The sequence below is a fragment of the Methylorubrum sp. SL192 genome, from assembly GCF_026672325.1.
Taxonomy (GTDB): Bacteria; Pseudomonadota; Alphaproteobacteria; order Rhizobiales; family Beijerinckiaceae; genus Methylobacterium; species Methylobacterium extorquens.
Map to the genome: position 1 here is coordinate 874033 of NZ_JAPPQV010000003.1, position 20075 is coordinate 894107.

General features: G+C 69.0%; 13 protein-coding genes and 2 pseudogenes. 6 read left to right on the forward strand and 9 right to left on the reverse strand.

Annotation, left to right across the window (positions count from 1 at the left end):
* Positions 1–617: 617 nt before the first annotated feature.
* The 3 genes from OVA30_RS04820 (at position 618) to OVA30_RS04830 (ending at position 2733) form a co-directional block, all read left to right on the forward strand.
* A complete protein-coding gene (locus OVA30_RS04820; protein WP_268174756.1) occupies positions 618–1412 on the forward strand; it encodes a L,D-transpeptidase in 795 nt (264 codons plus the stop codon).
* A gap of 62 nt (positions 1413–1474) precedes the next feature.
* Positions 1475–2353: a LysR substrate-binding domain-containing protein gene (locus OVA30_RS04825; RefSeq protein ID WP_012253262.1), complete on the forward strand. Its 879-nt coding sequence runs from the start codon at positions 1475–1477 to the stop codon at positions 2351–2353.
* 83 nt (positions 2354–2436) lie between these two features.
* Complete coding sequence (locus OVA30_RS04830; protein WP_268174757.1) at positions 2437–2733, forward strand: putative quinol monooxygenase; 297 nt, start codon at positions 2437–2439, stop codon at positions 2731–2733.
* A 72-nt stretch (positions 2734–2805) separates the two neighbouring features.
* Here OVA30_RS04830 and OVA30_RS04835 read toward each other — a convergent pair whose 3' ends face one another.
* From OVA30_RS04835 to OVA30_RS04845, 3 genes are all read right to left on the reverse strand, one after another.
* Entirely contained in the window at positions 2806–3231 is a 426-nt protein-coding gene (locus OVA30_RS04835) for a cupin domain-containing protein (RefSeq protein WP_015822255.1), read from the reverse strand.
* Positions 3232–3685: 454 nt separating this feature from the next.
* On the reverse strand, positions 3686–4702 hold the full coding sequence (locus OVA30_RS04840; protein ID WP_268174758.1) for a zinc-binding alcohol dehydrogenase family protein: 1017 nt from the start codon (positions 4700–4702) through the stop codon (positions 3686–3688).
* Positions 4703–4729: 27 nt separating this feature from the next.
* Positions 4730–5596 carry a DMT family transporter gene (locus tag OVA30_RS04845; RefSeq protein ID WP_268174759.1) on the reverse strand — a complete coding sequence of 289 codons (867 nt, stop codon included), beginning with the start codon at positions 5594–5596 and terminating at the stop codon, positions 4730–4732.
* A 712-nt stretch (positions 5597–6308) separates the two neighbouring features.
* On the opposite strand from OVA30_RS04845, the gene OVA30_RS04850 reads away from it, so the two are divergent.
* Complete coding sequence (locus tag OVA30_RS04850) at positions 6309–8033, forward strand: GGDEF domain-containing protein (RefSeq protein ID WP_268174760.1); 1725 nt, start codon at positions 6309–6311, stop codon at positions 8031–8033.
* Between the two features lie 176 nt (positions 8034–8209).
* Positions 8210–8532, forward strand: a pseudogene (locus tag OVA30_RS04855) (transposase); the annotation flags it as partial.
* Positions 8533–9140: 608 nt separating this feature from the next.
* Here OVA30_RS04855 and OVA30_RS04860 read toward each other — a convergent pair.
* Together OVA30_RS04860 and OVA30_RS04865 are read right to left on the reverse strand one after the other, a co-directional pair.
* Positions 9141–14825 carry an amidase family protein gene (locus OVA30_RS04860; RefSeq protein WP_268174761.1) on the reverse strand — a complete coding sequence of 1895 codons (5685 nt, stop codon included), beginning with the start codon at positions 14823–14825 and terminating at the stop codon, positions 9141–9143.
* 184 nt (positions 14826–15009) lie between these two features.
* Positions 15010–15173, reverse strand: a pseudogene (locus tag OVA30_RS04865) (IS5/IS1182 family transposase); the annotation flags it as partial.
* 299 nt (positions 15174–15472) lie between these two features.
* Here OVA30_RS04865 and OVA30_RS04870 point away from each other — a divergent pair.
* Entirely contained in the window at positions 15473–16873 is a 1401-nt protein-coding gene (locus tag OVA30_RS04870) for a nucleobase:cation symporter-2 family protein (protein WP_268174762.1), read from the forward strand.
* 126 nt (positions 16874–16999) lie between these two features.
* Here the strand turns inward: OVA30_RS04870 and hpxZ are convergent, their stop codons facing one another.
* The 4 genes from hpxZ to OVA30_RS04890 form a co-directional block, all read right to left on the reverse strand.
* Positions 17000–17407 (reverse strand): oxalurate catabolism protein HpxZ, encoded by a 408-nt coding sequence (gene hpxZ / locus OVA30_RS04875; RefSeq protein WP_268174763.1) that lies wholly within the window; start codon positions 17405–17407, stop codon positions 17000–17002.
* The gene (locus tag OVA30_RS04880) at positions 17404–18819 is read right to left on the reverse strand and encodes an AtzE family amidohydrolase (protein WP_268174764.1); all 1416 of its coding nucleotides are present in this window, start codon (positions 18817–18819) and stop codon (positions 17404–17406) included. Before OVA30_RS04880 ends, hpxZ begins: the two co-directional genes overlap by 4 nt.
* Positions 18816–19019, reverse strand: coding sequence for a DUF4089 domain-containing protein (locus tag OVA30_RS04885; protein WP_003607794.1), 204 nt, complete (start codon positions 19017–19019; stop codon positions 18816–18818). Before OVA30_RS04885 ends, OVA30_RS04880 begins: the two co-directional genes overlap by 4 nt.
* Before the next feature lie 102 nt (positions 19020–19121).
* A complete protein-coding gene (locus OVA30_RS04890) occupies positions 19122–19802 on the reverse strand; it encodes a cysteine hydrolase family protein (RefSeq protein WP_268174765.1) in 681 nt (226 codons plus the stop codon).
* Positions 19803–20075 lie beyond the last annotated feature (273 nt).

Consider the following 20075-nt stretch of genomic DNA (forward strand, 5'->3'; position numbering starts at 1 on the left):
TCCACTCGACGATTGCTCCCCTGTAGGCATAGGCCCTGCGATCGAGCGCACCGGGCCCTACATCGGGGATGGGTGGCGGACAGGGGCTTCCGTTCGGAGGAGCGCCGCCGGGGTGACGTGATCGTGTTCCCTCGGCTTCGGCGCAGGGATAGACCCGCCGCTGTCCGCACGCCACTGATGCCTCACGCGCGATCAGTCCCGCGCGCACCTTCTCCAGCCCCGCCCGGCTCAGCCGCGGCGGGGTTTTTCGTATCAAACCCTCGCCGCCGTCAGCATCCGCTTCCGGACCTCGGCCATGCGGTCATCAGCCCCGCGGCGCCCGCCAGCCGGCCGTTCAGATCAAGCGCGCCGAGGCGGCAGATCGCGACGGTGCGCCCGTCCAGGGCAGCATTGGGTCGACACCGGTCGGTAGGAAACCGGTTGTAGCTCAAGACAACCATGGTCCCCGCGATCGGAGAGACCACAGGCAGGCTGGTACGATCCCATTCGATCGGCAGCTAGATCCCATCAGAACTATGCGTTTCCGTCGGACATCGACGAGGGGCATCCTTCCCCGGCGGTTTGAGGTCCCTTGATGGCCTCGAACGTGGGACATCTCTGGAAGGGTAGCGCGTGTCATGAACGAGCCGGGCTCGCTTGCCTCCCCCTGGCAGGGTGATGGTCCTAAGCGTTCGACCATCCTCCGGCTGACCTGGCTTGCTTTAGCCTTGGGCGGCTGCGTGACCGATGAACCCCGGCAGAGTGCCCTGGTACCGGTGCCGAACGCAGCCTTCACGGCGATGTACGGCGCGCGCCCCGACGAGCGTTTCCCGCTGCCGGCAACCGAGATCGGCGGCGTCGATCCCCGCTACTTCCGCCAGGAGGTCGCCTATCCGCGTGCCGAACCGCCGGGCACGCTGGTCGTCGATCCGGGCCGCAAGTTCCTCTACCTCGTGCGCGAGAAGGGCCGCGCTTTGCGCTACGGGGTCGGTGTCGGTCGGGCGGGTCTTGCCTGGAGCGGGTCGGCGCGGGTGGGACGCAAGGCCGACTGGCCGCGCTGGACCCCGACGGCGGAGATGATCGCGCGGGAGCCGGACCGCAACGGGCCCTGGCGCAACGGCATGGCCGGCGGCCTCGGCAACCCGCTGGGACCCCGAGCGCTCTACCTCTTCGAGGGCCCGCGCGATACGCTCTATCGCATCCATGGGACTACCGAACCGCAGACTATCGGCACCGACGTCTCCTCCGGCTGCATCCGGATGTTCAACCAGGACATCATCGACCTCTACGGTCGCGTTCCGGTCGAGACGCGGGTCGTCGTGCTCCCGGCCAGCGAGCATGTCGAGGAACTCGACGGTCCTGTCGCTCAGTCGACACCCTCATCGGGCGGGGATGAGCCCCGTGGCAAGGGTCGCCGAACGGTTGATGGGTAGGATGCCGGTGATGGACCGGGCCTCGGTATTGAGTTTTTGCGAGACTGGGAAGCTGCCGAACCATGCGATACCCGGATCTGGAGCTCGATCTGCTGCGGGCCTTCGTGGCGGTCGCCGAGACAGGTAGCTTCACGGCCGCCGCCGACGTGGTGCACCGTTCGCAATCGGCGGTGAGCCAGAAGGTGCTTCGCCTCGAAGAGATCCTCGGCCGGCGGGTCTTCGACCGGACCAGCCGTATGCTCGGGCTCACGCCAGACGGCGAGCGGCTGCTGGTCGCGGCACGTCAAATGCTGGAATTCAACGACCGGTTCATGCGCGCTTGGCGGGAGCCCACCGCGAGCGGCACCCTGCGGCTCGGCGTGTCGGAGGACTTCATCCCCGGTCAGTTGCCGAAGCTGCTCGCGCGGTTCGGTCGGCTCTATCCCGACGTCCACATCGCGCTGATGACGGGCCTGAGTTGCAACCTTCTCGAAGCCTACGACGCGGACCGGGTCGATGCGGTGATCGTCAAGCGCAGCGGCACGAATGGACGAGGACGCGTGATCTGGCGCGAGCCCCTCGTCTGGCTCGCCTCCGCCGACTACCAGCTCGACTTCACCAAGCCCGCGCGCCTCGTCATGCTGGCAGCTCCGTGCAGCTATCGTGAATCGATGATCGCTGCCCTCGATTCCGTGCGGCGCGACTGGGTCGCCGCCTGCACGGCGAGCAGCCTGATGGGCGTCCAGGCGGCGGTGGCGGGCGGGCTTGGGGTGACGTTGCTCGGCCGCTCCTTCGTGCAGGAGGGCATGCAGATCCTGCGCGCGCCCGACCTCTGGCCGGCTCTGCCGATGACGGAGGTCAGCGTGCTCGGCGAGGACCGGGCGCCCGATCTCGTGGAGCCGCTGATCACCTTCCTCAGCCAGAGCCTTGCCGGTCACGACGGGCTCACCATCGCGGCCTGAGCGGTTGGCAGTCGTCCGGCGCGTATGCGCGTCGCACCGTAGGATCACGGCCGGGCGGAAATTGAACCAGGGAACTCAGAACGATGTCCGAGCGCGTTCATCTGATCGCCCGCCTGGTGCCCCGCGTTGGACAGGAGTTGGCGCTGGCACAGGCCATGACGTCGATCACGCCCGCCGTGCGCGGGGAGCCCGGCTGCCTCGCTTACACGGCCCACGAGAGCCGAGAGCAGCCGGGCACGATCGTGATGTACGAGGTCTGGGAAAGCCAGGCCGCCCTTGATGTCCATGCCGATGGCCCGAACTTCCGAGCGCTCGCCGCGCGCTTCGACAAACTTCTTGGCGAACCACTGGCGATCGAGCTCTTGCACAGGATCGCCTGACCGACGGCTTTGAGGCTGGCCGAACCTTCGTGACACGGGGCGGCTCAGCGTTCCGTGACGGCCGAGCCGCGCTCAGCCCGTCGGCGCGTTGCGGGCTATGAAGGTCTCGGGTGACCCGTCCGCGGCATCGACGAAGACGATGTCGGTCGGTGGGCGCCGCGGCGTGTCGACTGAGAGGAAGACGACTGGCTCCTGCGTGATCGTCGGCAGGGCATGAACGGTTCCCCGTTCGAAGAACAGGAGATCGCCCGGCCCGAACGCCGCCTCCTGGCTCGCATCCTCCATCCAGAACGTTCCACGCCCCGACAACACGTAGAGGTACTCGTCGCAGGTCGCATGGTAGTGCGGCGGCGTGGGACGATAGACCCGGAACACCCGAGCGCTCGCCGCCTCGCGGTCCGTGAGGTAGGTGTCGACCAGCAGCGTCTGCGCCGTCGCGGGCAGCGCCGCCGCGATGGCCCTCAGGTCGAAGCGCCCCGTTTTCGTCGAGTCCGACATGATCCCTCCTCAGCGATGATCGTTGGGGGGGCGGCTCGGCGCCCACCTGCAAAATGAAGACTTCCACCGGGTATCGCACGCGGGACGTGCCGCCCTGGAACAGGGCAAGGCGATTGATCTGTGCTGCCGGCATCCAGAGCCGTCCGGTGGCTTCGATCCACATCGCGTCGACCCGGAGCCGGCGCGGGTCCTCGATCAGGCTCGAGACGGTGCCGTCCGGCGCGATCCGGAGGATGCGTTGCGTGTCCGTATCGCTGACGAAGAGGGTTCCGTCGGCGGCGATCGCAGTGCCCCCGGTCGACGGCGTGACGGCACTGCGCTCCACCGCGCCCGACAGGGTCTCGGGCGCGGTTCCGGGCGCGTCGAGGAGCCGGGTCGGCACGCGAGAGAGCGGACCTGAGCAGGGCTGATCGTACAGCCAGGCGCCATCACGCCGTCGAGGGCGATCGTCCGGTCATGCCCAACCTTCCAGAACGATCTTGCCCTTGGCCCGTCCGCTCTCGATCAAGGCGTGGGCACGGCGCAGGTTGGCGGCCGAGATCGGTCCGAAACGCTCGGCCAGGGTGGTCTTCAGCCGGCCCGCATCAACGAGGCGCGCAACCTCGTCGAGGAGCTGGCCCTGCGCCTCCATGTCGGTGGTCGAGAACATCGAGCGGGTGAACATGAACTCCCAGTGGGTCGACACGCTCTTGCGCTTGAAGAGCATGACGTCGAGGCTGTCGGGATCGTCGATCAGGGCGAAGCGGCCCTGCGGGGCGATCAGTTCCGCGATCTCGGTGAGGTGTCGGTCGGTGCTGGTGGTCGAGAACACGAAGCCCGGTGCGCCCAAGCCCAGCCCCGCGACCTCGGCGGCCAACGGTTTGGTGTGGTCGATGACGTGATGGGCGCCGAGATCGCGGCTCCAGGCGGCGGTCTCGGGACGCGAGGCGGTGGTGATCACGGTCAGGTCCGTGAGTTGGCGGGCGAGCTGCGTCGCGATCGAGCCGACGCCGCCCGCCCCGCCGATGATCAGGATCGACCGGGCGGCGCCCGGCACCGGCTTGCCGACGTCGAGCCGGTCGAACAGCGCCTCCCAGGCGGTGATCGCGGTGAGCGGCAGGGCCGCGGCCTCCGCCGCCGAGAGCGCGGCGGGCTTGTGGCCGACGATGCGCTCGTCGACGCAGTGCAGTTCGGCATTAGTGCCGGGCCGGCCAAGCGCCCCGGCGTAGAACACTGCATCACCCGGCCGGAACAACCGGACCTCCGGGCCGACCGCCTCGACGAGGCCGACCGCATCGTAGCCGAGGATGTGCGGCTGCCCCTCGGCCGGCGTGACCCGGGCGCGGACCTTGGTATCGACCGGATTCACCGAGACCGCCTGAACCCGGACGAGCAGGTCGCGGGGGCCGGGCACCGGGGTCGGCAGGTCTAAGTCGACCAGGGCCGCCTCGTTCTCGATGGGCAGGGAGGTGTGGAAGCCGACGGCCTTCATGGGAATGCTCCTCGTTCGGTGTAGGTGTCAGGGATGGGATCGTTGCGCGCTCGCGGCGATGCCGAGCACGATCGCGAGGGCTCCGACGATCAGGTCGAGGCTCGGGTCTTCGTGCAGGGTTGCCGTGGAGAGGGCGAGACCGGTGACCGGCACCGCCATCATCAGGGTCGCGGTCGTGCTGGCCGGCAGCCGGGCGCTCGCCGCGTTGACGGCGCAGAAGCAGAAGGCCGTGGCGACGGGCCCCACGAAGCCGAGGCAGGCCCAGAAGGCCGCCGTGCCGTCGCCCGTGAAGGGACCCTCGACGGCATAGGCCAGCGGGGCCAGGGTGGCCGCGGCGACGAGCATCTGCCAGGGCGCGAGCTGGATCGCCGAGGCCGAGGCCGAGGCGCGCCCGTAGCGCAGGTGCAGGATGCACACGGCCCAGGCGAGCGAGGCCGCCACCAGCATGGCGTTGGCGCCGACGACCTGACCGTCCCCCCAGTCGACCGCGTGCGGATTGAGAAGAACGAGAACGCCGAGCCCAGCCAAGCCGAGACCGGCCCAATGCCGACGCTCGATCCGTTCGCCGAACACCAGGACCGCGACCGGGAGCACCCAGAGGGGCGTGGTGTAGCTCAAGATCGCCGACCGCCCCGCCGGAAGATGCCTCATCGCCACGGTCCCGAGGGCTGTGAACAGCATCATCTGAAACAAGCCGATGGAGGCGACGCGAGGCAGGTCCCTGCGCTGAGGCCACCACACCTCGCCGCGCAGGGCCTGCCAAGCGAACAGGCAGGCGGCCCCCGTGGCGAACCGGGCAGCGGAGAACCACAGGGGCGAAACATGGCCGAGACCGAGCTTCATCACCGGCCAGTTCGCCCCCCAGAGCAGGATCGCGCCGCCAAGCAGGAGCACAGAACCGCTCCGCTTACGCAGCGGCTGCACCGCGAGCCCAGCGGGAGGCATGCATCTGCGCCCGGCCAGGACGGCTTGAGCTTGAAGGGCAGGATGATCAGAGGTGATCGTGGAGGCAGGCATGGCTGGCCACTTCCGGCACACGCGGCATGGTTCGGTCGCGTCCCGATGCGGGGCTCGCGGCGCACGTTCTCATGACCGGCGCACATTCAAGATGCCGGCGGAGCCACGATCCGATAAGCGCATAGTTCCAATCGATACGATCAGGAAATCGACTGGATTTCGAAGCCGGGAGGCGCCGGGGGCTCGTCAAAGCTGTGGCCTTCCACAGCCTGCCTTTCCCGATCTCTGATCGACAGAGGCGACGATGGAGCGTCGCTTCACACCATCCGACTGGGGACTAGCGAATAAGCCGAGGGGTTTTGCCGCATAACAAGCAGCGCGCTTGCACATTCATCCAAAACTGCCGCTGAATTTCTTAATTGTTATCGTTTGCGCCAAACTTCGAAAAATGTGCTTCCATCCAAGGATCTTTTCGGCCTCGTCATTGGTGTTCATGCCGAGCTTTCAGGGCCCGGGAGAGTGGCTGGTAACACTTTAGAGGAGGGCTCCACCGCACTGTTAGCCATATTCATTCACGTGTCAGGCAGACACAGGAGCTAAGTAGGCTCGCCTCAGACGGCGCGCTGTCACCGACATTCCGGACACAACTATGTCTCTCGTTGCGATGGAACTCGGGGCGGTCGATCAACGTCAAGCCAGCGGTCCAGGAAAGCGTCGCCTGAGCGTTCAGATTGGCTTGGTATCGCTGATGGTGACCACGGCCCTGTCGGGGTTCTTCTTCACTAACGCGCATCAGCAGGCACTGATCGATCTGCGCGAGGGCGGACGTCAGATGCGTATCGCGCAGGAAGCGCTGATGGACGCGGAGTCCTATGTCCTGAACAAGGCACTGGGGACGGGCGATGGTCAGTTCGGAGCGTTCAACCGCGCACTCGAGGCGCTGCACAGCCGGCGCACCGCGCAGCTCGCCTTACTTACCCCCTTCATTGGGAGATCGGACGGCAAGGCTACGGCGGGAGGCATTATCGAATCGCTTGAGGCGAGTTGGACCGAGGTGCTCGAGCTCGCGCGGACCGGACGTCTCAGCGAGGCGCAGGCGCTACTCAGGGAGCGCCATAGTGCTGCTCAGGTCGGTAGGATTCGAAGTGCCTTCGACGCGTTCCTGACCGACTGGAACGCGCACTTCGCTGTGCACGAGACCCGCATCGAGATCGGCAAGCTTTTCGTTCTGCTCTCGCAGCTCCTGATCGGCGGAGTGATGGTCTTCGCTTTCCGGTCTGCGGCACGCGATGCTCAAGCGCGGCAGGCCGCCATTACGCAGGTGGAGGCCTCTCGTAAGCAGGTCGGCCACTTGTTCGGGATGACCGACATGCTGCAGAGCGCAGCGGATCACCACGACGCTAACGCGGTTCTGAGAGCCACCGCCGGAGAACTCATCGCTGGCTTCGGTGGTGCCCTTTACGTCTTCAACAACTCGCGTGATCGTCTGGTTCTCTCCACCTCTTGGGCATGCAGTGACAGTGCGTCCCTCCCGGAGGCTATCATGGTCGGCCAGTGCTGGGCGATGAAGCGCGGCAAGCCGCACATCAACCATCGAGGGGCGAAAGCTCTCTGCTGCGAGCACCATGCCTCTGGCATGGCGGCCTTGGAGATCCCGATGGCGGCGCGCGGCGAAAACCTCGGACTCCTGCAGATCTTCGCGGAGGGGGCCGACGCGGAGACACGCCTGGCCGCGATGCTGCCGCTCAGCTCCGCGCTCGGCGATGCCATGTCACTTGCGCTCTCAAACATCGCTCTTCGTGAGAAGCTGCGCAACCAAGCCCTTCGCGATCCACTGACTGGGCTCTACAATCGTCGTTACATGGAGGACAGTCTTGAGCGTTACGTTCGGCTCGCCGAACGGGAAGGCCGGAAAGTTTCTGTCGTCATGATCGATCTCGACCACTTCAAACGACTGAACGACGAGCACGGTCATGCGACTGGCGACGCGGTCCTGTGCGAAGCCGCCGCCGCCATCGTGGGCGCCTTGCGGGAGACAGATGTGGCCTGTCGGTATGGCGGCGAGGAGATGATCGTGTTTCTGCCCGATTGCGATCTCGAGGACGCGGCAGCCAAGGCCGAGCAGATCCGAGGCCGTATCGAGAGCCTATCCGGCACGCATGGGGCAAAGGTCTCTGCCTCACTCGGTGTCGCCTCCGTCCCGAGCACCTCGGGCACCAGTGCCGAACTGATACGCGCTGCGGATACGGCACTTTACCGGGCCAAGCACAACGGCCGGAACCAAGTGGCCGTGGCGCCGCCGCGTCAAGGATGGCGGAGCCGATCCGAGGCCGCGCCGGATGAGCCTGTGCTGCTACCGATCGCGGCAGAGTAGCGGCTTCGGCTTGTCTCGTCGGGCGTGTCGAGAGAGGGCGATACAATCGCGGCGCGGTTCATGACCGGAAACCCCGAAGTCGGCTGACCTTGCCCCCTGGTCTGCCGTCTTTCTGAAGCTAGGGTCCGTCGATAAGGGGACGGACGATGAAGAAAAGTCGGTTCAGCGAAGAGTAGATCATCGTCATCCTGAAGGAGCAGCCGGCTGGGCTTCCGGTGGCTGAGGTCTGCCGCCGCCACGGCATCAGCGACGCGACGTTCTACACGTGGCGCTCGCGCTTCGGCGGCATGGAGGTCCCGGATGCGCGCAGGCTGAAGGCGCTCGACGAGGAGAACCGCAAGCTCAAGTAGCTTCTCGCCGAGGCGATGCTCGACGTGGCGACGCTGCGCGAGGCTTTGGGAGAAAACTTCTGACGCCCGGCGCACGCAGAACAGCCGTGAGCTGGGCCATCGAGGAGAAGGGCACTTCGCAACGTCGCGCCTGCGGGTTGATCGGCCTTGCCGTTTGAATTCTGAGAGCAGTAGGAGCGCGGGGTAATCGATTTTATGGCTGTCTGGCTGCATACCTGCAAACACTTCTTAATGTGATGCGCAGAGAATTACTTCAGCTTCCCAAGCTGAATGTCGTCGGTTCGATCCCGATCGCCCGCTCCACTTAATCTTCAAAAGGCCAGCGGTGGCGCTGCGGACGTCGGCTCGATCCACGGCTGGCGCTTGTCGACCCGCAGCGCGTCAAGTGCCTTAGGGTGCGCGGGCCGCGTGGCGACGACGGAGCCAAGAAGCGGGTTGGGCGCAAACGCGTTGCATTTGCCGCCGAGGGGCCAGCCCTAGCGGGCGAAGCTGGCGCTCGAACGGCATCAGGCGGGCGCCGCCTCCGATCGGGCACGGCGATGATCCGGCCGCCCGGCCGCACGCCGTAGCCGCGCTGCCGAGCGTGTTTCGTGGCCGGCGGCACGGCCGCACGCCGTAGCCGCGCTGCCGAGCGTGTTTCGTGGCCGGCGGCACGGCGCGCACACGGATCGGCATGGGAGCGGATCGGATGACCTCGAGAGGCCAGCCGGCCCGCCCCCTGCCAGCGGGGATTTCAGCCTCGCTGGGGAAGCGGGCGTCAGGCGAAGTGCCCGTCGGCGAAGACGCTGCGGCCCTCGGCGGCGCCGTACTGGAGATAGTGCAGCATCGGGTTCAGCCCCGCCGCGGCCACGTCACTGTTGGCGGCGAGGTAGGCCTTGCCGTCGAAGCCGGCGGAAGGGTCGCGGCCCTCCGCCGCGCCGTACCGGACATAGTGGGCGAGCGGATCGATCCCCTCCGCGGCCACGTCGCCGTAGGCGGCGAGATAGCCCTTGGTGTCGAACACCGCGTTCGGGTTGCGCCCCTCCTGCCAGCCATAGGTCGTGTAGTGCGTCCGGGCGAAGGCGAAGCTGTCGCCCCCGGCCGCCCGGGCCGCCTCGGCCACGTCGAGGTTGGACAGCAGGTAGGCCTGCGCATCGAAGCCGCCCTGCTCGGCCAGGTCGGCCGGGCGTCCGATCGCGGTATGGGCGACGTGCCCCTCGGCCCGGCCCTGGGCGAGGTAGTGGCTGAGCGGATCGAGGCCGGCCGCCCGCGCCTCCGGATGGCGGGCGAGGTAGCGTTCGACGTCGAAGCCGGCAGCGGGATCGCGGCCCTCCTTCCAGCCCGCTTGCGCGAAGTGGACCAGCGGGTCGAGGCCGGCCGCGGCCACCTCCGGGTTGGCCGCGAGATAGCCCGCGGTCGAGAAGGCGGCGTTCGGGTCGCGGCCCTCGCGCCAGCCATAGGCGGCATAGTGCGCCTCGGCATCGATCTGGGCCTGCCAGACGTCGGGATTGGCGGCGTAGTAGAACAGGTCGTCGACCAGCGGGGCGGCGTCCTTCTGCCGGACGACGCCATCGGTGAACACGAAGGTCTCGACGGCGGTGACGTCGTGGCTCAGGCCGTCCGGCCCGATCAGGGCGATGTGCCCCGGGGCCTGGCGCAGGTTGGCCTGGCTCAGGGCGAAGTCGAAGCTCGCCGTGGCCGGCGCGACCGGGGTCGTCACGGTGAAGTCGAACGAGACCGGAGCGCTGGCATTGCCGGCGGCGTCAAAGGCGGTGGCGGTGACGCTGTGGGTGCCGAGCGCGAAGGTCTGGCCGGAGGACACCACGGTGTCACCCGACCGGAACACCACGCGCGGGGCCGGATCGACCCCGTCCCCGGCACTGGCGGTAAAGCTCACGGCGGCGCCCGCGGCGGAGCTCGCCTCGACCGTGGCGGGCGGTGCCGCCGTCAGGGCCAGCGTCGGTGCGGTGCTGTCCCCCACGGTGAAGTCGAACGAGACCGGGGTGCTGGCATTGCCGGCGGCATCGAAAGCGGTGGCGGTGACGGTGTGGGTGCCCAGCGCGAAGGTCTGGCCGGAGGACACCATCGTCGCGTCGCCCGCCCGGAACACCACGCGCGGGGCCGGATCGACGCCGTCCCCGGCACTGGCGGTAAAGCTCACGGCGGCACCCGCGGCGGAGCTGGCCTCGACGGTGGCGGGCGGCGCCGCCGTCAGGGCGAGTGTCGGTGCGGTGGTATCCTGCACCGTAAAGCCGAACGAGACCGGGGTGCTGGCATTGCCGGCGGCATCGAATGCGGTGACGGTGACGCTGTGGGTGCCGATGGCGAAGGTCTGGCCGGAGGTCACCACCGCGTCGCCCGACCGGAACACCACGCGCGGGGCCGGATCGACCCCGTCCCCGGCACTGGCGGCGAAGCTCACGGCGGCACCCGCGGCGGAGCTCGCCTCGATGGTAGCGGGCGGTGCCGCGGTCAGAGCCAGCGTCGGCGCGGTGCTGTCCTGCACCGTGAAGTCGAACAAGACCGGGGTGCTGGCATTGCCGGCGGCATCGAAAGCGGTGGCGGTGACGCTGTGCGTGCCGATGGCGAAGGTCTGGCCCGAGGACACCACCGCGTCGCCCGCGCGGAACACCACGCGCGGGGCCGGATCGACCCCGTCCCCGGCACTGGCGGCGAAGCTCACGGCCGCACCCGCGGCGGAGCTGGCCTCGACGGCGGCGGGCGGTGCCGCGGTCAGGGCCAGCGTCGGTGCGGTGCTGTCCTGCACCGTAAAGTCGAACGAGACCGGGGCGCTGGCATTGCCGGCGGCATCGAAAGCGGTGGCGGTGACGCTGTGGGTGCCGAGGGCGAAGGTCTGGCCGGAGGACACGACGGTGTCGCCGGCCCTAAACACCACGCGCGGGGCCGGATCGACGCCGTCTCCGGCACTGGCGGTAAAGCTCACGGCGGCACCCGCGGCGGAGCTCGCCTCGACCGTGGCGGGCGGTGCTGCGGTCAGGGCCAGCGTCGGTGCGGTGGTGTCGAGGGTGATCGTGCCCGACGGGGCGGCGGGAAGGGTCGTCACGTCGGCCACGTGGCCGCCGGTGTCGCGGATGACGGCACCGCGTAGGTCGAGCCGGGCGACGGCGAGGGCCTGGCTGTCCTGTCCGGGGGCGACGGTGTAGGCGAAGCCGAGGCTCGTCCCGTTCGGCTGGCCGGTATAGGCCGCCTCCGCTCCGTTGGACAGGACCAGAACGGGGCGGCCCGCGCCGGTCTCGACGGTGACGAGATCGGACATCTCGACGGTGAAGCTGAGGACAGCCCCGGCCTTCAGCAGGCCGTTGCCCTGGGCGTCGAGGCCCGGCCCCGAAGCGGCGAGGCCGACGGGCACGCCGGTGAGCAGGACGCGGGTGCCGCCGGCCGGGTCGGAGGCCAGGGTGAAGCCGCCGCGGCCGAGCTCGGACAGGGTGAGCTGGCGGGTGAGGCCGCCGCTGACGACGGTCAGCGCCTGGGCGGTGGGATCGTACTGGGCGGTGGCGCCGGTGGAGTAGGCGAGATCGGCCAGGCTGATCGTGTCGGCGGTGCCGAACCGGGCGATCGTGCCCCCGAACATGCCGGCCTGGAAGGCGTCGTCGTCGAGGACGAGGGTCTGGGGCCCGGCCTCGAAGCGGATTGTGCCGAGCCCGGCGGCGCCGGCGCCGTCGAGGGCGAGGGTGCCGGCCTTGAGCTGGATGCCGCCGGCGAAGCGGTTGGCGGCCGCGGCCAGGGTGAGGCTGCCGCCGCCGTCGAGGACGAGGCTGCCGGCGCCGTCGATGAGGTTGTTCACCGTCAGGGAGGCGCCGGCCCGGATGGAGAGGTGGGTCTCCCCGTCGAGCTGGAACGGCCGCTGGGTGGCGAAGCTGCCGGTGACGAGCAGGCCGGTGCCGGCGGCAAAGCGCAGCGCGCCGTAATCCTGGCCGAGCCCGGCATCGGCGGCGACGGCCAGAACGCCTTCGGCGACGCGGGTGCCGCCGGTATAGGTGTTGATGCCCGCCAGGGTCAGCTGGCCGGCCCCGGTCTTGGTCAGGCCGCCATTGCCGGCGATCACGCCGTCGGCGATCAGGGTGATCTCGGCTCCGGCGCCGAGGGCACCGCCGTTCTTCAGGAGCAGGTCGCGGGCCAGGGTGAGGCTGCGGCTGGCGATCAGGGCGCTGCCGGCTTCGAGGCTGACGGCGTTGGCGGCGCTGCCGAGGGCCTGGTTGCGGTTGATCGCCAGGGCGCCCTTCCAGACCTGGACGGTGCCGGTGAAGTCGCTGTCGCCGGTGAGGGCCTGGACGCCGTCGGCCTCCTTGATCAGGCCGCCATTGCCGGAGATGCGTCCGTCGAAGGTGGGCTGGGCGAGCTTTCCGGTGGTGTGGAGCACGAGGGGGGCCATCTCGGTGGTGAGGAGATGGGCCAGCGTTGCCCGGCCGTGGTCATCCAGATCGTGCAGCACCAGCGGCAGAAGCGGGCCCCGGTCGGGCGGCTGATTGGTGAAGCCCGTCTCGGGGATGGACGGGGATATCGCGCGCAGGCTCGCGAAGGCGGGGTCGTTCAGCTTCTCGTTCAGGGCGTAGCCGACCCGGAGCATGGCCTCCTCGCCGAACGGGTCGGCGTTCATGATCTGCCCGGTGGAACCGCGTCCCGGACCGACGGGAACGACCAACTGAGGCGAGTTTGCGAACGCCATCGCGTTCTCGTCGAACCGGGTATCGAACGAGACATCGACGCCGAGACCGGCTCTCACCTCGTGAAGGATCTTCCCGATGATCCCCTTCCAGTTTACGGCGGCGGCTTCGAGCGCGGCGGCGGAATCGAAACCTGAGCTCCTGACGAGGTCATCGAGGCTCAGCCTGGCGACGCTGACGAAAGTGTCGAACCCGAAGCCGACCCTCTCGATCTCCGGATTCGCTGCGTTGAATGCAACGACATCCGGCAGATCGCGCGCGAATTTCGCCCCGTCGCCGCTAAGCGGCCGGAAGGTGGTACCGAGCAGTCGAACCAGGGCGCTGTCGTAGTCCTGAGGATTCGCTTCGCGCGCACCCAGATTCTCGTCGATGTACTTCCTGAGCTCGTATGCAGAGATGAGTCCGTATGCGTTTCCTATGGCCGTACTCAGAGGAAAGGCGGTGTACCATTGGTTTAACATATCGGTAACGAGTATTTTTAAGAACGCATCGATTTGAGCCTGGGTTACGGCTGTCGAGGGCGCCAATCCATTATACAGTTTGACGAGTTCGCTGATGTCCGCAGTATCGAGGCCGCGCACCGCCGCATAAACGGCCTGATCGTATGCCGCCTTGTTGTAGGTGACCAACGTCGCCCCGGACCCTGTCGCGGCGGCCGAAAGCAGGGACACGAATGCCGGAGATGCGTCGGTGGTATCGACGCCGATCCTGACACCTGTCAGATCGCCGTTCATCTTGCTGGTGTAGTCGGTCGGCGGATTTGCGGGGCCGGACGTCCCGCTCCCCCGCATCCCGTTGAGCATCAGAGCGAGATCGGACGGGTTCGATCCCATGGGACCGGGCGTATCCAGCGACGCGACGCCCGGGATGATGCCGGCGCCATCCACGAGACCGCGCGTCAGCTTGAGACCCCAGATGTGGTAGCCCGTGGACGGACTCGTGATCGAGCCGTTGGTCTCCGTCCCAACGGTGAGCGGTGCGAAATCCATGGCAACCGCGATGCCCGACCCAACGCTCGAGCCGTATAGCGGTTGATCGGGTCCGAACGGGTTGATGGCGGTTCCGCCCTGTCCGCTGAGAACAATCCCGCCCCGGAAGTTGGCCCACTCGCTCATGTTGGTCTTGCCCATGATGATGGCCCCCTGCTCGCGCAAGTTGGCCACCAGGGGCGCGTCGGCCGCCGGCTTCGAGCCGATCAGGGCCATCGAACTGGCGGTGGTGCGTAGATGGTCGCCGGTCTCGATGTTGTTCTTGAGGAGGATCGGGATGCCGAACAGGTCCGGCAGCGTCTCTCCTTTCGCCTTGGCCTCGGCCCGGCGTGCGTCCATGCGGTCGGCGATGGTCAGAAGCTCGGGGTTGAGTTCCGTCACCGATCGCAGAGCCGGACCGGCGCGGTCGAGCTTCTGGATCTTGTACATGTACTGGAGCACGATCTCGCGCGAGGTGATCGTGCCGCTTGCGAGCAGGGCGGCGAGTTCCGTGGCCGACTTGGTGGTGATGTCGGGCGCCGTGCCGCCATAGGCGGCCAGCGGCTCCTTCGACAGCGTACGGACCAGGGAGACGGGGCCGGGCGCGGCGGGCAGGGATGCGTCCCGCAGGGTGAGTTTGCCCAGCAGGCCGACGATGTCGGCCTCGCGCGCCTCGCGCGGATCGAAGTCGATCAACGGCCGGACGGTGGGAAGCAGAGTCTCGAGTTCGGTCTCGGACTTGTCGAGCCCCGCGCGCCGGTAGGTGGCGCGCACGACATCGCGCAGGGCGCTCGCTTGGGACTGGGGCACGGCCGTTCTCTCGTGTTGATTACCGGGTGCGAGGCTAGGAAGCGGCCGACGAGTCGCTCAAGAGACAATGCTGTGCTTGCGGACTAAATTTGTATCATTTGATGGTTTTGTGCTGGGAAAACAGTCATGGGCCTGTTCGCTCTACGGTTCCGGCTGTGGTGTGACAGGCCAAGCCTGAAACGTCCGGGTAGCCGCGCTCCTCGGTGTCGAGGCGGGCCGACAGGTCGAGCGCTTCCCGCACCGTATCCCACCCGAACTGCGCCCTGTGCCCAGGCGGCACGAACTCGTGCAGCGAAGGCGGCAGAAGCCGGCCCTGATCCGCCTCCACGCGCGAGACACCTTGGCCATGAGCCGAGTGAGCTACCCGCAACGCCGCACCGTCGAGAGAATGACTCGGAGGGGCTCCTAGCCTTCCTTCGGACGGGGCCTGGATGAGAGATCGACATGGTCCCGAAACCGGGCCGCGGATCTAGGACATCGCGCCGGGCTCGCCGGGGGGCGAACGGACGTTGCGAACGCTTCGACGGCACGCGGCGCAACGAGTGCCGGCGACAGGCGGACTTCCGCGCGCCGAAGGCGGCACAGGCCGTGGTCGCTCTCTGGCATAACACCTGCAACCGCGTCCGGACGTTCGGAGCATCTCTCCCATGGTGTTGATGGCGTCTTCCCCGTCGGCTTCCGCGTCCGAGATCGAGGGTCGGGTGCCCCTCAAGTCCGAGGAACGGGTTCCCCCCGCGGCCCTCGGCCTGCTCGGGCTGCAGCACGTGCTCGTGATGTATGCAGGCGCCGTGGCGATCCCGCTCATCATCGGACGGGCGCTCAAGCTGCCGCCCGAGCAGGTGGCCATGCTGGTCAGCGCCGACCTGTTCGCCTGCGGGATCGTCACGCTGATCCAGAGCTGGGGTCTGCCCGGCATCGGCATCCGCATGCCGGTGATGATGGGGGTCACCTTTGCGGCCGTCGGCCCGATGCTCTCCATGGGGACGAACCCGGCGATCGGCCTCACCGGCATCTACGGCGCCGTCATCGCCTCCGGCCTGTTCGGCCTCATCGCCGCACCGGTGATCGGACGCCTCCTGCCGCTGTTCCCACCGGTCGTGACCGGCACCATCATCATGGTCATCGGCATCTCGCTGATGCGGGTCGGGGTGAACTGGGCTGCCGGCGGCGTCGGCAACCCGAATTACGGCGCCCCCGTCTATCTCGGCATCGCGGCCTTCGTGCTCTGCGCGATCCTCGCGATCACCCGCTACGCCACGGGCTTCGTCGCCTCGGCCTCGGTGCTGATCGGGATCGCGCTCGGCATGGTGCTGGCCGGCTTTGCCGGGCTGGTGGAACTCGACCGCGTCGCCGCGGCGCCCTGGTTCGACATGGTGCGCCCCTTCGCCTTCGGCTGGCCGAGCTTCGATCCGGTCTCGGTCGTCACCCTGTGCCTCGTGATGATCGTCGTGATGATCGAATCGACCGGGATGTTCCTGGCCCTGTCGCAGATCACCGCCGATCCGGTCGACGAGCGGCGGCTGACGCGGGGCCTGCGCGCGGACGGGCTCGGCACCGTCATCGGCGGCATCTTCAACACGTTTCCCTACACCTCGTTCTCGCAGAATATCGGGCTCGTCGGGGTCACCGGCATCCGCTCGCGCTGGGTCACGGTGGCCGCGGGCTTCATCATGCTCGGCCTCGGGCTGATTCCGAAGCTCGCGGCCCTGGTCGAGGCCGTGCCGCCATGCGTGCTCGGCGGGGCCGGCCTCGTGATGTTCGGCATGGTCGGCGCGACCGGCACGCGCATCCTCGGCGGCGTCGATTTCGCGCGCAACCGCAACAACCTGTTCGTCGTCGCGGTCTCGGTCGGTTTCGGCATGATCCCGCTCGTCGCGCCGAACTTCTTCAAGCAGATGCCGCACGCGCTGCATCCGCTGCTGGAATCGGGCATTCTGCTCGCCGCGATCGCGGCGGTGGGGCTGAACCTGTTCTTCAACGGATTCGGCGACCGGGCGGAATCCCGTGAGGCGGCGATCCGGCAGGCCGAGGTCGCGCAAGCCCATTGACGTCACCGCGGGCCGGCGGCGAGCCGTCGGACCCCTGACCGCTGCGGCTGGAGCCGAGCCGCCTGTCGCCGGCACCGATCGGAAGGCCTGAACCGGCCGCCGGCCTGCGCTCTACGGTGGTGCGCGTCAGGCGCCGCTCGCGCCCTCACCGGGAGCGTCGTCGATGACGCTGACATGGGCCGCCACCACCTTCCAGCCGTCGGGAAAGCGCAGCCAGGTCTGGCTCTGGCGTCCGACGCGGCCGGGGGCGCCCTCGCGCCGGAACAGCGTCATCGCCACGGCGCAGTCGCGGCCGAAGGTGGTGATGACGGTGCCCGCGAGGTCGCGGGCGAGACCCTGCGAGGGCCGCGCCCGGCGGAAGGCGCGGATCGCATCCATGCCGTAGAGGTTCTCCGCCGCGCCGTAGCGGATCGTGCGGGAATCGTCGTGGAACAGCCGTTCGAGCGTCGCGATGTCGTTGCTCACGAGCGCCGCCTCGTAGGTCGCGAAGGCCCGCTCGACCTCGGCCTTCACCGCGGGATCGTCGATGATCATCGCGTGTCCTTCACGGTCGCGACCGGCGCCCGGACCGCACCCTCGCGTTCGAGGTGATGCGCCACCCGCAGGCAGAGTGCCTCGTTCCAGGGCGCGGCGATGACCTGCACGCCGAGCGGCAAGCCGCCGTCGAGCCAGACCGGCACCGCGGCCACGGGCAGGCCGATGAACGAGATCGGCTGCGTGAACACGCCGATATTGGGCCGCACCGGCAACTCAACGCCGTCGAGGACGAAGGTCGTCTGGCCGGAACGCGGCGCCCGGACCGGCGTGCTCGGCGCGAGGATCACATCGACCTCGCGGAACAGCGCCAGCACGGCGTCGCGATACCAGCGGCGGAAACGCTGCGCCCGTTCCACGAAGGGGGCGGGCAGCATCGCCCCGGCGATGAGCCGATCGCGCACCGCCGGATCGAAGTCGTCGGCCCGGCTGCGCAGCCGGTCGAGATGCAGTGCGGCGCCCTCGGCCGCGGTGATGAGGTAGGCCGCCGCCCGTGCGCGGGCCGCCTCCGGGATCACGACGCTGCAGCGCGCGCCCAGCGCGCGGGCGACATGCGCGACGGCGGCGAAGGCCTCCGGGTCGCCCCCTTGCGCGAAGTAGCCTCCGGCGACCGCGATGCGCAGATCGGCGACGCCCCGGTCGAGGTCCGGAGCCGCGGGCTCGGCCGGGCGGGAGGCCATGGCGGAATCCTCGGGGTCGGGCCCCTGCATCGCGTCGTAGGCCAGGGCGAGATCGCGGCTCGAGCGCGCCATCGGTCCGAGATGATCGAGGCTGCCGACGAAGGGGAAGCTCCCGGCCCGGCTCAGCCGCCCGTAGGTGGGCTTGAGCCCGAAGCAGCCGCAGAAGGCGGCGGGCACGCGGATCGAGCCGTTGGTGTCCGAGGCCAGCGCGAGCGGCACCAGGCCGGCGGCCACCGCCGCGCCCGAGCCGCCGGACGAGCCGCCGGACATGTGGCCGAGGGCGTGCGGATTGCGGGTGTTGCCGTCGTGGATGTTCTCGCCGGTGAAGTCGTAGGCGTACTCGCCCATGCCGAGCGTCCCGACCAGGACAGCGCCCGCCGCCTCCAGCCGCCGGATCAGAGCGGCGTCGCAGGTGGCCGGTGCTCGCTCGCGATTGATCCGCGAGCCCGCCCGCGTCGGAAGCCCGGCGACGTCGAACAGGTTCTTGACCGCGAACGGCACCCCGGCCAGGGGGCCGAGCCTGTCGCCCCGGGCCCGCGCGGCGTCGAGCTCCGCGGCGCGGGCGGTGGCGCGCTCGGCCAAGCGCTCGGTGAAGCTGTTCACCGCCGGATCGATGCGGGCGATGCGATCCAGCGTAGCGGCAACCACGTCGCGGGCGCCGACCGTCCCCGCCGACACGGCCCGGGCGATGTCGGAGGCCGGGGCGAGGCTCAAATCCGTCGTCGCGCTCACGCCGTGTAGACCGGTGCGGCCTCGGCGGTGTCGGGCAGCGGGAAGCCGCCAACGAGCGCCGCCGCCGCGTGGAGCACCCGCAGGTTGGCGACGACCGCCCCGGTCCAGGCCGGATCGAGGGTGAGGCCCAGCAGGGGTGCCGCCGCCGCGGCGTAGGCGTCGAGATCGGGCGTCGGCGTCTCCGCGGCGTGATCGGTCATCGGATTCCCTCGAGGATCGGGCGCTTCGCGGCCGGTCCGGTGCAATGGCCGCGCCACCCCGGCGGGGCCCGCCCACGGCGCGTTCCGCCGTTCAGGGACGCCTCACGCTTGGCCGAGGGCGGCGATCACCGCGGCGGAGCGCGAGACCCAGCCGAAGATGCCGCCCTGGGCCTTGATCATGGCAAGGCCCGCCTCGTGGAAGGCCGGAATGTACGAGCCGCAGGCATCGGCGACGACGACGCAGCGATAGCCGCGGTCGTTGGCCTCGCGCACGGTGGTGTGTACGCAGACCTCCGTCGTCACGCCGCAGACGATCAGGGTTTCGATGCCGCGCGCCTCCAGCAGGGCCGCGAGCCCGGTCGCGTAGAAGGCGCCCTTGCCGGGCTTGTCGATCACCGGCTCGCCGTCGAGGGGCGCCAGTTCGGGGATGATATCGTGGCCGGGCTCGCCGCGGATCAGGATGCGGCCCATCGGGCCCGGCTCGCCGATCCGCGCCGTCGGCGCGCCGCGCTCCAGCTTGGCCGGCGGGGCATCCGAGAGATCGGGCGCGTGACCCTCGCGGGTGTGGACGACGAGGAGGCCGGCCGCGCGCGCGGCGGCCAGCAGGGCGCGGGCGGGCGGCACCGCGGCGGCGAGCAGCGAGACATCGTTGCCCAGGCTCTCGCCGAAGCCGCCGGGTTCGAGGAAGTCGCGCTGCATGTCGATGATGACGAGGGCCGTCCGGGCCGGATCGAACGGCAGGGGTGCAGGTTCGGCGTCGAGAAGGGGCTGCGGGGCGGGCATGGGCTACCTCGGAGCGACCGCGCGGGGCCGGGAGCCGGAGCGTGTCCGGGCCGCCGCGATGATGGCGCTCGGCTCCCGAAAAATCGTGCCCGATCATCGTCGCCGATGCACGAAGTGTCGTCAGGCTGGCGCCGGCCTGTGCAGTCCACGCTGGCACGCCGCCGGCTCCGGCCGCACGGTGCGAACGGCCGTGCGCGCAAACGGCTTCCACTCCGCGGCCCTGCCAGCATCACGTCCATGAAATGCGCAGCATGAGCGGACGGTGGGCGGCCT

Excerpts from the sequence above, each read along its gene's own strand:
- OVA30_RS04890 (WP_268174765.1), bottom strand. The coding sequence starts at position 19,802 with ATGCCCGCCCCGCAGCCCCTTCTCGACGCCGAACCTGCACCCCTGCCG.
- OVA30_RS04885 (WP_003607794.1), bottom strand. The coding sequence starts at position 19,019 with ATGACCGATCACGCCGCGGAGACGCCGACGCCCGATCTCGACGCCTAC.
- OVA30_RS04840 (WP_268174758.1), bottom strand. The coding sequence starts at position 4,702 with ATGAAGGCCGTCGGCTTCCACACCTCCCTGCCCATCGAGAACGAGGCG.
- OVA30_RS04820 (WP_268174756.1), top strand. The coding sequence starts at position 618 with ATGAACGAGCCGGGCTCGCTTGCCTCCCCCTGGCAGGGTGATGGTCCT.
- OVA30_RS04830 (WP_268174757.1), top strand. The coding sequence starts at position 2,437 with ATGTCCGAGCGCGTTCATCTGATCGCCCGCCTGGTGCCCCGCGTTGGA.
- hpxZ (WP_268174763.1), bottom strand. The coding sequence starts at position 17,407 with ATGATCATCGACGATCCCGCGGTGAAGGCCGAGGTCGAGCGGGCCTTC.
- OVA30_RS04835 (WP_015822255.1), bottom strand. The coding sequence starts at position 3,231 with ATGTCGGACTCGACGAAAACGGGGCGCTTCGACCTGAGGGCCATCGCG.
- OVA30_RS04825 (WP_012253262.1), top strand. The coding sequence starts at position 1,475 with ATGCGATACCCGGATCTGGAGCTCGATCTGCTGCGGGCCTTCGTGGCG.
- OVA30_RS04870 (WP_268174762.1), top strand. The coding sequence starts at position 15,473 with ATGGTGTTGATGGCGTCTTCCCCGTCGGCTTCCGCGTCCGAGATCGAG.
- OVA30_RS04850 (WP_268174760.1), top strand. The coding sequence starts at position 6,309 with ATGTCTCTCGTTGCGATGGAACTCGGGGCGGTCGATCAACGTCAAGCC.